Annotated in this window: 15 protein-coding genes; 3 read left to right on the plus strand and 12 right to left on the minus strand. The window is 61.9% G+C overall.

Annotated features, from left to right (window positions below):
- Positions 1 to 4 precede the first annotated feature (4 nt).
- The 8 genes from era to rpoE all read right to left on the minus strand — a co-directional run bounded on the left by era (position 5) and on the right by rpoE (position 8,548).
- On the minus strand, positions 5 to 907 hold the full coding sequence (era, locus tag NTD88_RS13705) for a GTPase Era (protein WP_095154843.1): 903 nt from the start codon (positions 905 to 907) through the stop codon (positions 5 to 7).
- On the minus strand, positions 900 to 1,589 hold the full coding sequence (rnc, locus tag NTD88_RS13710) for a ribonuclease III (RefSeq protein ID WP_095154842.1): 690 nt from the start codon (positions 1,587 to 1,589) through the stop codon (positions 900 to 902). Before rnc ends, era begins: the two co-directional genes overlap by 8 nt.
- Before the next feature lie 241 nt (positions 1,590 to 1,830).
- The gene (lepB, locus tag NTD88_RS13715; RefSeq protein WP_095154841.1) at positions 1,831 to 2,685 is read right to left on the minus strand and encodes a signal peptidase I; all 855 of its coding nucleotides are present in this window, start codon (positions 2,683 to 2,685) and stop codon (positions 1,831 to 1,833) included.
- Between the two features lie 5 nt (positions 2,686 to 2,690).
- Positions 2,691 to 4,490: a translation elongation factor 4 gene (gene lepA, locus NTD88_RS13720; protein ID WP_095154840.1), complete on the minus strand. Its 1,800-nt coding sequence runs from the start codon at positions 4,488 to 4,490 to the stop codon at positions 2,691 to 2,693.
- 182 nt (positions 4,491 to 4,672) lie between these two features.
- Entirely contained in the window at positions 4,673 to 6,046 is a 1,374-nt protein-coding gene (locus NTD88_RS13725) for a DegQ family serine endoprotease (RefSeq protein WP_262154419.1), read from the minus strand.
- Positions 6,047 to 6,361: 315 nt separating this feature from the next.
- A complete protein-coding gene (locus tag NTD88_RS13730) occupies positions 6,362 to 7,324 on the minus strand; it encodes a MucB/RseB C-terminal domain-containing protein (RefSeq protein ID WP_175652257.1) in 963 nt (320 codons plus the stop codon).
- Positions 7,325 to 7,341: 17 nt separating this feature from the next.
- On the minus strand, positions 7,342 to 7,935 hold the full coding sequence (locus tag NTD88_RS13735; RefSeq protein ID WP_262154406.1) for a sigma-E factor negative regulatory protein: 594 nt from the start codon (positions 7,933 to 7,935) through the stop codon (positions 7,342 to 7,344).
- A gap of 31 nt (positions 7,936 to 7,966) precedes the next feature.
- Positions 7,967 to 8,548, minus strand: coding sequence for an RNA polymerase sigma factor RpoE (gene rpoE / locus NTD88_RS13740; RefSeq protein ID WP_010220971.1), 582 nt, complete (start codon positions 8,546 to 8,548; stop codon positions 7,967 to 7,969).
- Between the two features lie 456 nt (positions 8,549 to 9,004).
- On the opposite strand from rpoE, the gene nadB reads away from it, so the two are divergent.
- A complete protein-coding gene (nadB, locus tag NTD88_RS13745; RefSeq protein ID WP_095154836.1) occupies positions 9,005 to 10,621 on the plus strand; it encodes an L-aspartate oxidase in 1,617 nt (538 codons plus the stop codon).
- Here the strand turns inward: nadB and NTD88_RS13750 are convergent.
- Positions 10,590 to 11,042: a protein YgfX gene (locus NTD88_RS13750; protein WP_262154407.1), complete on the minus strand. Its 453-nt coding sequence runs from the start codon at positions 11,040 to 11,042 to the stop codon at positions 10,590 to 10,592. The genes nadB and NTD88_RS13750 overlap by 32 nt on opposite strands.
- Complete coding sequence (locus NTD88_RS13755) at positions 11,026 to 11,280, minus strand: succinate dehydrogenase assembly factor 2 (RefSeq protein WP_095154834.1); 255 nt, start codon at positions 11,278 to 11,280, stop codon at positions 11,026 to 11,028. The genes NTD88_RS13750 and NTD88_RS13755 overlap by 17 nt, the downstream gene beginning before the upstream one ends.
- 135 nt (positions 11,281 to 11,415) lie before the next feature.
- Here NTD88_RS13755 and NTD88_RS13760 point away from each other — a divergent pair, with 135 nt between their 5' ends.
- On the plus strand, positions 11,416 to 12,345 hold the full coding sequence (locus tag NTD88_RS13760; protein ID WP_262154408.1) for a YgfZ/GcvT domain-containing protein: 930 nt from the start codon (positions 11,416 to 11,418) through the stop codon (positions 12,343 to 12,345).
- Between the two features lie 61 nt (positions 12,346 to 12,406).
- Positions 12,407 to 13,216 (plus strand): HDOD domain-containing protein, encoded by an 810-nt coding sequence (locus NTD88_RS13765; protein ID WP_095154832.1) that lies wholly within the window; start codon positions 12,407 to 12,409, stop codon positions 13,214 to 13,216.
- A gap of 18 nt (positions 13,217 to 13,234) precedes the next feature.
- Here NTD88_RS13765 and NTD88_RS13770 read toward each other — a convergent pair whose 3' ends face one another.
- On the minus strand, positions 13,235 to 14,617 hold the full coding sequence (locus NTD88_RS13770; RefSeq protein WP_262154409.1) for a sensor histidine kinase: 1,383 nt from the start codon (positions 14,615 to 14,617) through the stop codon (positions 13,235 to 13,237).
- The gene (locus NTD88_RS13775) at positions 14,610 to 15,281 is read right to left on the minus strand and encodes a response regulator (RefSeq protein ID WP_095154830.1); all 672 of its coding nucleotides are present in this window, start codon (positions 15,279 to 15,281) and stop codon (positions 14,610 to 14,612) included. Before NTD88_RS13775 ends, NTD88_RS13770 begins: the two co-directional genes overlap by 8 nt.
- Positions 15,282 to 15,334: the final 53 nt, after the last annotated feature.

Here is a 15,334-nt window from a genome sequence, read left to right on the forward strand (position 1 = left end):
GGGATTACAGGTCGCCGTAGCCCAGCGAGCGCAGCGCGCGCTCATCGTCGGACCAGCCGCCTTTGACCTTGACCCAGAGGTTGAGCATCACCTTGGCGTCGAACAGCACTTCCATATCCTTGCGCGCCTCGGTACCGATGCGCTTGATGCGCTCGCCCTTGTCGCCAATGATGATTTTCTTCTGGCCATCACGCTCGACCAGGATCAGGGCATGGATGTGCAGCACAGCACCCTGCTGCTTGAACTCTTCGATCTCGACGGTGATCTGGTACGGCAGCTCGGCACCGAGCTGGCGCATGATCTTTTCGCGGACCAGTTCGGCGGCCAGGAAGCGGCTGCTGCGGTCGGTGATCTGATCTTCCGGGAAGAAATGATCGTTTTCCGGCAGGTGCTTGGCGATCAGGCCTTCCAGCGATTCGAGGTTGTGTCCCTGCTGGGCGGAAATCGGCACGATTTCGGCATTCGGCAGTTGTTCCTGCAGCCATTGCAGGTGCGGAATCAGGTCGGCCTTTTCCTCGATCCGGTCGGTCTTGTTGATCGCCAGGATCACCGGGCCCTGCACATACTGCACGCGCTCCAGAACAAGCTGGTCTTCGTCGGTCCAGCGGGTACGGTCGACCACGAAGATCACCACGTCGACGTCTTTCAACGCCGCCGAAGCGGTCTTGTTCATGTAGCGGTTGAGCGCCTTTTCGTTGCTCTTGTGCATGCCGGGGGTATCGACGTAGATCGCCTGGATATCACCCTCGGTCTTGATCCCGAGCATGTTGTGACGGGTGGTCTGCGGCTTGCGCGAGGTGATCGCCAGCTTTTGCCCGAGGATATGGTTGAGCAACGTCGACTTGCCCACGTTGGGGCGGCCGACGATGGCGACATAGCCGCAACGGGTAGTGTTCGTATCAGTCATTGCCATTCTCCACGCCCAGGGCGATCAGTGCCGCTGCGGCTGCAACCTGCTCGGCGATACGCCGGCTGACACCTTGCCCCCGGCTTTTTTCGGTCAACAGGGTCACTTCGCACTCGACGAAGAACGTCCGGCAATGCGGCTCGCCCTGGATATCCACCACTTCATAGCGCGGCAGGTCGCAGGCCCGCGACTGCAGGAACTCCTGCAAACGGGTTTTCGGGTCTTTGTTGGTGTCGACCAGGGTCAGGCTCTCGAACTCGCCGGCCAGCCATGCCAGGACGCGCTCACGGGCGATCTGCATGTCGGAATCGAGGTAGATCGCACCGATCAGTGCCTCAAGGGCATCGGCCAGAATCGACTCGCGGCGGAAACCGCCGCTTTTCAGTTCACCCGAGCCCAGGCGCAGGTACTCGCCAAGGTCGAAGCCACGGGCCAGCACGGCCAGGGTCTCGCCCTTCACCAGGCGGGCACGCAGACGCGACAACTGGCCTTCGCGGGCCTGAGGGAAGCGTTCGAACAGGGCTTCGCCGGCGACGAAGTTGAGGATGGCATCACCCAGGAACTCCAGCCGCTCGTTGTTGCGACCGGCGAAGCTGCGGTGTGTCAGGGCCAGCAGCATCAGCTCCTGGTTCTTGAAGGTGTAGCCGAGCTGATGCTCGAGGCGGCTCAAGGAAACGCTCACGGTGTACCCACGCGAAGTTCGTGGTCGATGGTCAGCGGCGACGCCTGGGCGCCGGTGCCGCACGGTTCAATCCGGCCGGGGGCCGTCGAAAATAAAGCGTTGTTCAAATGCAGATCCTGAAAGACGGTGTGGATTCATGCCTGCTGGCCTGGATGGCTGGGAACCACTTGCGCAGTCCCTCGATACAGCCTATGCCAGAAAAGCACTCGGCGCCGTCCCGAAGGACAGCGCCGTGAAGGTGCTACTTGATCAGCCCTACCCGCGACAGACTCGGGAAGTGGCTCAGTTTCGGTTCCGGCCAGCTCATCCAGACGGCAAAGGCCTTGCCGACGATGTTCTGGTCCGGGACCATGCCCAGCAGTTCCTTGGGAATCGAAGGATCATCCCAGTAGCGGCTGTCGTTGGAGTTGTCGCGGTTGTCGCCCATCATGAAATAGTGCCCGGCGGGCACCACCCACTGCTGGTCCGGCGGCATGCGGTAGCGACTCATCTCCTTGCGGATCAGGTGCTCGGCCTCACCGAGTTTTTCCTTGTACAGCTCGGCGCTGCCCAAAGTGCCCGGCTCGGCGCCAACCAGTTGCTCGGCGATAAGCTCGCCGTTGACGTACAGGCGCTTGTCGCTGGTGTAGCGCACCTGGTCGCCCGGCAGACCCACCACACGCTTGATGTAGTTGACGTTCGGGTCGCTTGGGTAGCGGAACACCATCACATCGCCACGCTGTGGATCGCCCACCTCGATGACCTTCTTGTCGATCACCGGCAGGCGGATGCCATAGGAGAACTTGTTCACCAGGATGAAATCGCCCACTTCCAGGGTCGGCTTCATCGAGCCCGACGGGATCTGGAACGGTTCAACCAGGAACGAGCGCAGCACCAGCACGATGAACAGCACCGGGAAGAACGATTTGCCGTACTCGACCAGCAACGGTTCCTTGTTCAACTGCTCGACCACCGCCATCTCGGGCTGGGTGACGCTGCCCTGATAGTTGGCGATCGCCGCACGCCGGCGAGGTGCCAGGAACAGCAGATCGATCAGGGCCAGCAGCCCACACACAGCGACAGCGATGACGAGCAACAGCGGGAAATTTAGTGACATAGGACCTAACTATCCAACCTGAGCACGGCGAGGAAGGCTTCCTGTGGGATTTCCACGTTGCCGACCTGTTTCATGCGTTTCTTACCGGCCTTCTGTTTCTCGAGCAGCTTGCGCTTACGGCTCACGTCGCCACCGTAACATTTGGCCAGTACGTTCTTTCTGAGTGCCTTGACCGTGGTCCGCGCCACAATCTGCCCGCCAATGGCGGCCTGGATTGCCACGTCGAACATCTGCCGAGGGATCAGCTCCTTCATCTTCTCGGTCAACGCGCGACCTTTGTAGTGCGCGTTGTCACGGTGCACGATCAGTGCCAGGGCGTCGACCTTGTCGCCGTTGATCAGCACGTCGAGCTTGACCAGGTTGGCCGACTGGTAGCGATCGAAATGGTAGTCCAGCGAGGCGTAGCCGCGGCTGGTGGACTTCAGGCGATCAAAGAAGTCCAGCACCACTTCGTTCATCGGCAGGTCGTAGCGTACCTGTACCTGCGAACCGAGGAACTGCATGTCGCGTTGAACGCCACGCTTCTCGATGCACAGGGTGATGACGTTGCCCAGGTGCTCCTGGGGCACGAGGATGGTCGCGGCGACGATCGGCTCGCGGAAATCCTCGACCGACGACACGTCCGGCAGCTTGGACGGGTTGTCGACGTGAATGGTTTCGCCGGTCTTGAGCTTGACCTCGAAGATCACGCTCGGCGCGGTGGTGATCAGGTCCAGGTTGTATTCGCGCTCCAGGCGCTCCTGGATGATCTCCATGTGCAGCATGCCGAGGAAGCCGCAACGGAAGCCGAAGCCCAAGGCGTCGGAGCTTTCCGGCAGGTACTGCAGCGAGGAGTCGTTCAGGGTCAGTTTCTGCAACGCATCACGAAAATCTTCGAAATCGTCGGAACTGACCGGGAACAAGCCGGCATAAACCTGCGGCTGAATACGTTTGAAACCTGGCAGCACATCGACATCAGGAGTCGAGCTCAAGGTCAGGGTGTCGCCCACTGGCGCGCCGTGAATGTCCTTGATGCTGGCAATGATGAAGCCCACTTCACCTGCCTTGAGGTCGGCGGTGGCAGTGTGTTTCGGGGTGAAGACACCGACGCTGTCCACCAGGTGGATCTTGCCGGTGGACTTGACCAGGATCTTGTCGCCCTTCTTCACGCGGCCATGACGCACGCGCACCAGGGAGACGACGCCCAGGTAGTTGTCGAACCAGGAGTCGATGATCAGCGCCTGAAGCGGTGCTTCGATGTCGCCGGTCGGTGCTGGAATGGTCTGTACCAGACGCTCCAGCACTTCATCGACGCCCATGCCGCTCTTGGCCGAGCAGGCAACGGCGTCGGTGGCATCGATGCCGATGATCTTCTCGATTTCGTCCTTGACGCGGTCCGGGTCAGCCTGGGGCAGGTCCATCTTGTTCAGGACCGGCATGACTTCCAGGCCCTGCTCGATGGCGGTGTAACAGTTGGCGACCGACTGGGCCTCCACGCCTTGACCCGCGTCGACCACCAGCAGCGCACCTTCACAGGCCGCCAGCGAACGGCTGACTTCATAGGTGAAGTCAACGTGGCCGGGGGTGTCAATGAAGTTCAGCTGGTAGGTAACGCCGTCATTGGCTTTGTAATGCAGGGTGACGCTGTGGGCCTTGATGGTGATCCCGCGCTCGCGCTCGAGGTCCATGGAGTCGAGAACCTGCGCTTCCATCTCGCGGGCACTGAGGCCACCGCACATCTGGATGAAGCGGTCGGCCAGCGTCGACTTGCCATGGTCAATGTGGGCGATGATGGAGAAATTGCGGATATGACTCAAATCACTCACGGATCAACACTCAAAAAGGCTGCAGGCCGGACGCCCGCCGAAAAATAGCCGGGAATTGTACCTGATGCCGATGGGTTGTGGGAGATTCCATTCGCCGGGCAAACGCCCGACACTGCCGATTTCATCAAGTGGCAGGCACAAAAAAGGGCAGCCCCGAGGCTGCCCTTTCTGGTCAGACCGGCTTATTCAGCCAGCTTGAAGGTGATGAAGCTGGCACGACCCTGACGCAGTACGCGCATGGACACCGAACGGTTCTTCGGCAGTTCCTTGGCGATTTCGGTGAACTCCTTGGCCGAAGCGATCGCCTGGTTGTTCAGGTGGCTGATGACGTCACCTGGACGCAGGCCAATCAAGGCCGCCGGACCGTCCTGGACTTCCTTGATGACGACGCCACCATTGAGTTCCAGGGACTTTTTCTGCTCGGCGGTCAGGTCGGAGACCGTAACGCCCAGGCGGTTGCTGTTGCGCTCGAGCCCGCCGCCAGCACTGGCGCTGACTTCCTGATCGTCATCCGGCAGCGCGCCGATGGTCACGTCGAGGTTCTGGCGCTTGCCGTTGCGGATGATTTCCAGCTTGGCCTTGGCACCGTCTTTCAGACCACCCACCAGGTGCGGCAGGTCGGCGGACATGACGATCGGCTGGCCGTTCAGGTTGAGGATCACGTCCCCCACCTGCAGACCACCTTTGGCGGCCGGACCGTTTTCCAGCACCTGGGCTACCAGGGCACCGGCCGGCTTGTCCAGACCGAAGGATTCAGCGAGGTCCTTGTTGACTTCCTGGATCACTACGCCCAGCCAGCCACGGCTGACCTTGCCGTCTTTCTTCAACTGATTGGAAACGTCGATTGCCACATCGATCGGGATCGCGAACGACAGGCCCATGAAGCCGCCGGAACGGGTGAAGATCTGCGAGTTGATACCCACGACTTCGCCATTCATGTTGAACAGCGGGCCACCGGAGTTACCCGGGTTGATCGCCACGTCGGTCTGGATGAACGGCACATAGGTGTCGTTCGGCAGGGTACGGCCCTTGGCGCTGACGATACCTTTGGTCACCGAATGGTCGAAACCGAACGGCGAGCCGATCGCCAGTACCCACTCACCCACTTTCAGCTTGGACGAGTCGCCCAGCTTCACGGTCGGCAGGTTCTTGCCTTCGACCTTGAGCAGCGCCACGTCGGTGCGCGGGTCGGTGCCGACCAGCTTGGCTTGCAGCTCACTGCGGTCGGACAGGCGGACGATGATTTCGTCGGCATCGGCGACCACGTGGTTGTTGGTCAGCACGTAGCCATCATCGGAAATGATGAAACCCGAACCCAGCGACTGCGCTTCACGCTGGCGATCACCACCGCGAGGTTGCTGCGGAATGCTGCGCTCGAAGAACTCACGGAACATCGGTGGCAGGCCTTCGAGGTCCGGCATCTGACCGGCAGCGACGCGGCGATCCGGCAGTTTCTGCTTGGTACTGATGTTAACGACGGCCGGCGAAGCCTGCTCGACCAGGGTGGTGAAGTCCGGCAGGGCTTCAGCCTGGGCAGCAGCCATCTGGCCGAGCATCAGCACGGCCGCAAACAGCGATAGATAGGATTTCAAGCGTGGTATTGACATACGGCTCCCGTCACAACGAGCGTGGTTAAGCAGTAGGGACCTGCCAACGAAAAAGGCCTGGTGACAAACCCAAGGGCTGCGACCAGGCCAGAAACATTGGCATTCTTGATGCTGCAACAGCAGGAAAGGCCAGACCCCGAAGGGGCTGACCTATAGAAAAATCTGGATGTTTTTGCAAACTTGAAGGCTTACCAATCATGTCAGCGGCTCTGGGACATGCTTTTCATCCTTGTCATCCATGTACTAAAACAACTCCAGGGTTTATCACTGGCTGGCTTGAGCGTCCTGCAGGCGCATCGACAACGCCACACGCTCAGCGGTGCCAATCGGGATTTCTCCCACGACCGTGACCATCATTTCGCCCTTTGGCGTGGTCAGTTGACGCGAGACAGCGGCAGTCGGGCCCAACTGGGTGCGAGCGTCAGAGCCGGCACCACTGTCGATCGTCTCGAGGAACACCGAAAACCGCGCCAGACCATCGTCATACATCATGCTGCTGATACTGTGCTTGCCGTCCGGGTCCTTGCGCACACTGCTGTTGACCAGCTCGAAACCGGGCGGCAGCCAATCCGAACGCCAGCCCACCACTGCCTCATTGACCTGACCTGACGCCGGGGCAACCTGCTGGCAATTGGCACTGGACTTGAGCTCACCGTCGCTGGGGACCCTGGTCTCCAGGCTGGTGAACTGGAAGCGCTCCAGCAGTTGCTCCTTGTCGTTGATCAACAGGGACTTCAGCGGGAGCGCTGTTTTACGATCCAGGTACAACTCGAATGCATAACGATGCTGGTCACGCGGGCGCAGGGTAAGAATCACCACATCGCGCCCGGCGACGCGGGATTGACCCGCGACGCTCAAGTCGTACCAGTTCATCAGTTTCAGAGGATCGAGGACTCGCGCCGACGACTGCGTCGCATTGCCCACACCCGGAACCAGGGCCCCGCTCACGCATTGGGTCTGCCCATCGACACGCACGACTTCCTGGGCCGGACCATCGAGCTGCAACAGCCGCTCGCTGACTTTACCGTCCTGGACCCGATGCCAGATATCGTGGGTGGAGAAACTACCATTGCGCTCGTAAACGAAAGTGCCCTGATAACTTTGCTCTTGCTCGGCCTTGGCCAGACGGTTGAGCCAGTCAGCGGCATCTGTCGACGAGTTGGCGGCCAAGGCCGGCAGCGTCAGACAGCCGCTGAGCAAGAGCGGTATGAGAGGTAGCGCGCGCATGATCCTCCTTGGTGTTCCTAGCGATTATCCAGGCTGGCGGCACGAGCGTAAGGCAGTGCGCTTTCAGTACCCTTCACTGCTGCTTCCTGAGCGTGTTGGCGCATATAGCCTGGCAGACGCTGGTCTTGCCAGCCGCTTTGGCCTTGCAGCACGCCATTGGCCATCGGCCCTGTAGGCTGTTCAGCACTTTCACTATAGCCTGCCAGAACCGCCGGACCCTGGACCTGTGGTGCAACCAGGCCTTGTTGAACCGGTTGCTGGGCAGCCAGTTGGGCACCCGTGATTTCGTCCTGGTTGTACAGGCGTACACCGACCAGCACTGCCAGTGTCACCGAGGCGGCTACCGCCAGGCGACCAACAGTACGCCATGGGCCGCGAGCAACCTTGGCCGGCGTAGCTTCATCGGCCAGCGCGGCGGAGACCGCGGAGGCGATATCCAGTTTCGGCAGCAGCAGTTCCTTGTGCATCGCTGCACGGGCGACCTGGTAACGCGACCAGGTGGCTCGGGTGTCGGAATCGTCCATGGCACTCAATACCCGACGTAATTCCAGTTCGTCCGCTTCGTTATCCATCACCGCGGACAGCGATTCCTGCAAAGCTTCACGACTCATGGCGGTTCCTCTCTTGGCTGTCGCCGCTGTCTCAGGTTTCCTGCAACAACGGCTGCAGGGCTTTGTCTATGGCCTCCCGAGCGCGGAAAATACGAGAGCGCACGGTACCCACCGGACACTGCATGACGCTCGCAATGTCCTCGTAACTCAGACCATCGAATTCACGTAAAGTTAACGCCGTACGCAAATCTTCTGGCAGTTGCTGGATGGTTCGATGGACGGTGCCTTCGATCTCATCCCGCAACAGCGCCCGTTCTGGGGATTCGAGGTCCTTGAGGCCATGATCGCCATCGTAAAACTCTGCATCCTCGGAACTGACATCGCTGTCCGGTGGCCGCCGACCGCGGGACACCAGATAGTTTTTCGCCGTGTTGATCGCAATGCGGTACAGCCAGGTATAGAAAGCGCTGTCACCACGAAAATTGCCAAGAGCACGGTAGGCCTTGATGAACGCTTCCTGCGCTACATCCTGGGCCTCATGGGTGTCGTGCACGAATCGCACGATCAACCCGAGAATCTTGTGCTGATACTTCAGCACCAACAGATCGAACGCTCGCCTGTCGCCGCGCTGCACGCGCTCGACAAGCTGCTGATCCTCTTCCTGGGTTAGCATGAACACTCCTCGGTGAACCTGGAGGGGTGCTGCATTGGCCATCGTTCAGGCTTGCAACCATAGACTCGGGCTTTTTGCAAAAGTTCTCCCCCTCCAGACAAGTTTCCGGCGGCCCTTGATCGGCTCGCACGAAAAACGCAGCGCGGTCGCTGCCGGCTGCGTCAATAAATCAGTCTTCTATACATGGGCAACGATCAAAACGACCGTCGCCTCCTGCCGCTGCGGCTGCTGGCGTACAGGCAACCCTCTATGGATAGGTACGTTTCCAGTAAAGTTCCACGCGTGGCTGCCAGAAGCGCGTCAGTGACATGGAAATCAGGGCATTGAGGCTGCTATAAAGGCACCCCACCCAGATTCACGATAGTTTCACAATGCCATAAACGCTTGACCATTGTGCCGATACCACCGTCCTTATACCAGTGTCCTTCGTGGTCGCCCCGCGCGGAAAATCCAGACATGAGCCAACAATTACAACATGACGTCCTCGTGATCGGCAGCGGTGCCGCGGGCCTGAGCCTGGCACTGAACCTGCCCTCCCATCTGCGCATCGCGGTACTGAGCAAGGGCGATCTCGCCAACGGCTCGACCTTTTGGGCGCAGGGCGGCGTCGCCGCGGTGCTGGACGATACCGACACCGTGCAATCCCACGTCGAAGACACCCTCAATGCCGGCGGCGGCCTGTGCCACGAAGACGCGGTGCGCTTCACCGTCGAGCACAGCCGCGAGTCGATCCAGTGGCTGATCGACCAGGGCGTGCCCTTCACCCGCGATGAACATGCCAGCGTCGACGACGGTGGTTTCGAGTTCCACCTGACCCGCGAAGGCGGTCACAGCCACCGGCGCATCATCCATGCCGCCGATGCCACGGGGGCGGCAATCTTCAAAACCTTGCTGGACCAGGCCCGGCAGCGGCCGAATATCGAACTGCTGGAGCAGCGCGTAGCGGTGGACCTGATCACCGAACGCCGCCTCGGCCTGGACGGCGAACGCTGCCTCGGCGCCTACGTGCTCAATCGCGCGACCGGCGAGGTCGACACCTTCGGCGCTCGCTTCACGGTGCTGGCCACCGGCGGCGCAGCCAAGGTCTACCTCTATACCAGCAACCCGGACGGCGCCTGTGGCGACGGCATCGCCATGGCCTGGCGCGCCGGTTGCCGGGTGGCCAACCTGGAATTCAACCAGTTCCACCCGACCTGCCTGTATCACCCGCAGGCCAAAAGTTTCCTGATCACCGAGGCCCTGCGTGGCGAAGGCGGATTGCTCAAGCTGCCCAACGGCGAACGCTTCATGCCCCGCTTCGACCCGCGCGCCGAACTGGCGCCACGGGATATCGTCGCCCGCGCCATCGACCATGAAATGAAGCGACTGGGCGTGGACTGCGTCTATCTGGACATCAGCCACAAGCCCGCCGATTTCGTCAAAAGCCACTTCCCGACCGTCTACGAACGCTGCCTGACCTTCGGCATCGACATTACCCGCCAGGCGATCCCGGTGGTCCCGGCCGCCCACTACACCTGTGGCGGCGTGATGATCGACCAGGACGGTCGCACCGATGTGCCGGGCCTCTACGCCATCGGCGAAACCAGTTTCACCGGCCTGCACGGCGCCAACCGCATGGCCAGCAACTCGCTGCTGGAGTGTTTCGTCTATGGTCGTTCGGCGGCTGCCGACATCGTCGCGCAACTGGAACAGGTCGGCATGCCCAACGCCCTGCCCTGCTGGGACGCCAGCCAGGTGACCGACTCGGACGAGGACGTGATCATCGCGCACAACTGGGACGAGTTGCGGCGGTTCATGTGGGACTACGTCGGCATCGTGCGCACCAACAAGCGCCTGCAACGGGCCGAGCACCGCGTGCGCCTGCTGCTGGATGAAATCGACGAGTTCTACAGCAACTACAAAGTCAGCCGCGACCTGATCGAGCTGCGCAACCTGGCCCAGGTTGCCGAGCTGATGATCAAGTCAGCCATGCAGCGCAAGGAGTCCCGCGGCCTGCATTACACCCTGGACTATCCGAACCTGCTGCCGGATGCCAGGGACACTATTCTGCAGCCGCCCACCTTTTCCGACTGAACTTCAGCCGCAAGCGCAGGCGCCGGTGCTGCACCGGCTCCAGCGCGTCATGACCGATGCACTGGCTGCGGGCGAAGAATTGCCCGGGCCTGCGGAAACGCAGGATCACCAACCCCGGCAGCGCCATGCTGTCGCGGCGCAATTGCACCGCGTGCCAGCCACGAACGGCACTCCATAGCTGCCAGCCATGGGCATCGCGGCGCAGTCGGGTGATGGCGTCGGGGTGGGAAAGGAGGATCTGGCGGGGAATGACCCAGAAGGCATGCCCCAGGCAAAGGGCCAGGCCCGCGAAGGCAAGCAGTGGCGGGATCGCCAGGAGCGCAAGCGCCGTGATGGCCAGCGCGAGACAGGCGAGATAAGCCGCCAGCAGTAGCTTCGAGCCCTGCCAGCGGCACTCGAAACTGTTACTTGGGCTGGACACGGTCCAGGATGATGCGAACCATGCGTTGCAGTTCCGGGTCTTCGGACTCGGAGCGTTCCATGAACCAGCCGAACATGTCCTGGTCTTCACAGCTCAGCAGACGAACATACAGCTCGCGATCCGTCTCGCTCAGGGTCGAGTAAACCTCCTGGGTGAAAGGTACCAGCAGTACGTCCAGTTCCAGCATGCCGCGGCGGCTGTGCCAGAACAGTCGATTGAGTTCAGTTTGTTCGACCATGGGGCCCTCCTCGAATAGGCGGCCAGTATACAGACCGGACCCCACAAGGGCACACGGCATTGGTCTAGGTCCGCTACCTATTTTGCCAATGGCACTCTATGATGGCCCCCAGTCTTATTTCACCTGCGATGAACCATGGCCGACTCCGCTTTTTTCTGCACCCTCTCCCATGAAGGCGTCCTCGCTGTACGCGGTTCGGACGCTGGCAAGTTCCTTCAAGGTCAACTGACCTGCCATATCGGTTATCTCAGCGAAAACACCTCCAGCCTCGGCTCGCGCTGCATGCAGAAAGGCCGGATGCAATCGAGCTTCCGCATCCTTCCCGAAGGCGATGGCTTCCTTCTGGCCATGACCCGCGAGCTGCTGGAGCCGCAACTGGCCGACCTGAAGAAGTACGCCGTGTTCTCCAAGGCCAAGCTCACCGACGAAAGCGCTGCCTGGGTCCGTTTCGGCCTGAGCCACGGTGAAGCTGCCCTCGCCTCCCTGGGCCTGGAAGTGCCGGATCAGGCTGGCGCCACCGTGCGCCATGACAGTCTGATCGCGATCAATGTTTCTCCTGACCGTGTCGAACTGTGGGTGCCTGCCGCCCAGGCCGACTCGGTGCGTGCGAAAGTGAGCGACCATCTGTCGGAAGGCGAGCTGGACGACTGGCTGCTCGGACAAATCCGCGCCGGTATCGGACAGGTCATGGAACAGACCCGCGAGTTGTTCATTCCACAGATGATCAACCTGCAGGCGGTGGGTGGCGTCAGCTTCAAGAAAGGCTGCTACACCGGCCAGGAAATCGTCGCCCGCATGCAATACCTCGGCAAGCTCAAGCGCCGCCTGTACCGGCTGGCCCTGAGCGAGGGCGAGATGCCGGCCCCCGGCAGCGAAATTTTCTCGCCGACCCACGGTTCATCCGTCGGTGAAGTGGTGATTGCCGCCCGCGGCGAACTGCTCGCGGTGCTGACGGCCGACGCCGTCGAAGACGACAACTTGCACCTGGGCAGTCTCGAAGGTCCACGCCTGAGCCTGCTGCCGTTACCTTACGAACTGGACCGCGACCGCGAGATCCAGCGCTGAACCCGCCACGCCCCACCGCGCATACCGACGGGGCCATCCCTGAACGCGGGAGAGAATCACGATGAACACGCTGGCCGAGATGGTCCAAACGCAGTTACTGGCCGCCATCGACAATGACGATCTGGTCTTGCCGACCCTGCCCGAGGTTGCCTTGAGCATCCGCGAAGCGGCGGAAGACAGCGAGATCAGTGTCAGCACCCTGAGCAAGGTGATCGGCAGCGACGCCGCCCTCGCCGCTCGCCTGATCAAAGTGGTCAACAGCCCGCTGCTGCGCGCTATTACTGAAGTCACCGACCTGCAGACCGCGATCACCCGACTGGGGGTCAACTACAGCTGCAACCTCGCGATTGGCCTGGTGATCGAGCAGATCTTCCATGCCCGCTCGGAAGTGATCGAGCAAAAAATGCGGGAAATCTGGGCGAAAAGCCTTGAGGTTGCGGGGATAAGCTATGAACTGTGCCAACGCTTCACCGAGCTGAAGCCCGATCAGGCCGCCCTCGCGGGGCTGGTCCATCAGATCGGCGTGCTGCCGATCCTGACCTATGCCGAGGAGCACAACGAACTGCTGTCGGACCCGGTTTGCCTGAACCATGTGATCGAGCAGATCCAACCGGTGCTGGGCGACAAGATCCTCAGCGTCTGGGAGTTCCCCGAGCAACTGGCCGGGTTACCGGGAGAGGTGCAGAACCTGGACCGGGAATCCGCCAAAGTGGACTACATCGACATCGTCCAGATCGCCCGGGTGCTGTGCGATAGCAACGAGTGGGAACGGCCGCTGGCGGCGTTGCCGGCGTTCAGGCATCTGCGGTTGTCGGCGAGCAGTCCGGTGCTGTCGGAAGAGCTGATGGATGCGAAGCGGATGTTCCGCTGACATTGAGGCCTGAAACCATCACACCGCCGGATTGAAACTCACCCGAACCTTCAACCCGCCCTTCTCGCCATCATGCAAGCTGATGGCGGCAAGGTGCGCGCGGCAGATCTCACCGACAATCGCCAGACCCAACCCGGTGCCCTGGGCACTGCCCCGGTAAAAGCGTTCGAAGACTTTCTCCCGCTCCTGCTCCGGTATACCCGGCCCGTCATCCTCGACTTCCAGCTCGCCCGGTGCCGTGACCCGCAAGATCACGTTGCCGCCCTTGGGCGTGTGCGCCAAAGCGTTGTCTACCAGATTACTGAGCAACTCGTTGAGCAGCGTCGGCTCGCCACGCACCCACACCGGCGCCTCGGCCTCCAGCGCCAGGGCGATCCCGCGGGCATGGGCCAGCGGCGCCATGGCCATGCCCAGTTCCCGCGCCAACTGACTGAGATCGAGCAATTGTGCGCCGCCCTCGGCAATCGCCCGGGCGCCGTTTTCCACCCGGGCCATGGACAGCAACTGATTGGCCAGGTGGGTCAGCTTGTCAGTGCTCTGCGCCGTGGCCTGCAGGGTTTCATGCCACACCTGCGGCTCTTTCGAGCGCAGCCCCAACTCGACTCGAGCCTTGAGCGCCGCCAACGGCGTGCGCAACTCGTGAGCGGCATCGGCGATGAATTGCGCCTGACGCTCGAACTGCTCGCGCAAGCGTTCGGTGAAGTGGTTCAAGGCCCGCACCAGCGGCCCCAGTTCGTGCTGCACCTCGACCGAAGGCAAGGGCCGCAGGTCGTCCGGCTGGCGCTCTTCCACGGCGCCGCGCAACCGTTCCAGTGGTCGCAGCGCCGCACTGACGGCAAACCACACCAGCAACAATGCCCCCAGCGCCAGCATGCCGAGGCGCAGCAAGGTATCGGCCATCAGGCTGCGGGCCATGCGGACCCGCGCTTCCTCGGTCTCGGCCACGCGAATCTCGGCCATGCCGTTCATGTTCGGTTCGCTGACCGCCTTGAGCAGGCTGACCACGCGCACATCCTGGCCCAGGTAGCGCGCATCGTAGAACCGCGCCAGCGCCGGGTAATCGTCGGTGCGTGGGGTGCCGGGCGGCGGCGCCGGCAGGTTTTCGTAGCCGGAAATCAGCTTCTGGTGGATGTCGTTGACCTGGTAGTAGATGCGTCCGGCGCTGTCGTAGGCAAAGGTGTCGAGCGCCACGTAGGGCACGTCGGCGCTGAGGGTGCCGTCGCGCTGCGACAACCCGGCGGCGATGGTCCGCGCCGAGGCCAGCAGGGTCCGGTCGTAGGCGGTGTCGGCAGCTTCGCGACCGTTCCAGTAGGCACTCAGGCCACTGGCGATCATCAACACCACCAGCAGCAGCGCCAGGTTCCACAGCAGGCGGCCGCGCAGGCTGCCGGCGCTACGCATCACGGTGCTCAAGGAGGTAGCCGAGGCCACGGAAGGTGACGATGGCGACAGCGTGGCCATCGAGTTTCTTGCGCAGCCGATGGACATAGATTTCGATGGCGTCGGCGCTGGCTTCCTCGTCCAGGCCGAAGACCTGGGAGGCCAGTTGCTCCTTGCTCATCACCCGGCCAGGACGGGCGATCAACGCCTCCAGCACTGCCTGTTCGCGGGAGGTCAGGGTCAGCAGTTCATCGCTGAGGGTGAAGCGCCGGGTATCGAGGTCGTAGACCAGCGGACCGCAGCGCTGCTGGCGCTCGCCGCCGAGCACGCTGCGCCGTAGCAGGGCCTTGACCCGCGCTTCCAGCTCGGTCAGTTCGAACGGCTTGGCCAGGTAATCGTCAGCACCGAGGTTGAGGCCGTGGACCCGGTCCTTGACGTCGCTGCGCGCGGTGAGCATCAGCACCGGGACGGTCTTGCCACGGGCACGCAGGCGCGCCAGCACTTCGAAACCGTCCATCCGCGGCAGGCCCACATCGAGCACCACCACGGCGTATTCCTCGCTGGCCAGGGCCAGGTCGGCGGCCACGCCATCGTGCAGCACGTCCACGGTCAAGCCGGTGCTTTTCAGCGCCTGGGCCACGCTTTCGGCCAGTTGCAGATGGTCTTCGACGAGCAGCACTCGCATCGATTTCTCCCGGTCGCATCGCGTTCAGTGGCGCGGAGTTTACAGAGGAAGCA

The organism is Pseudomonas sp. 20P_3.2_Bac5 (assembly GCF_025466035.1).
Classification (GTDB): domain Bacteria; phylum Pseudomonadota; class Gammaproteobacteria; order Pseudomonadales; family Pseudomonadaceae; genus Aquipseudomonas.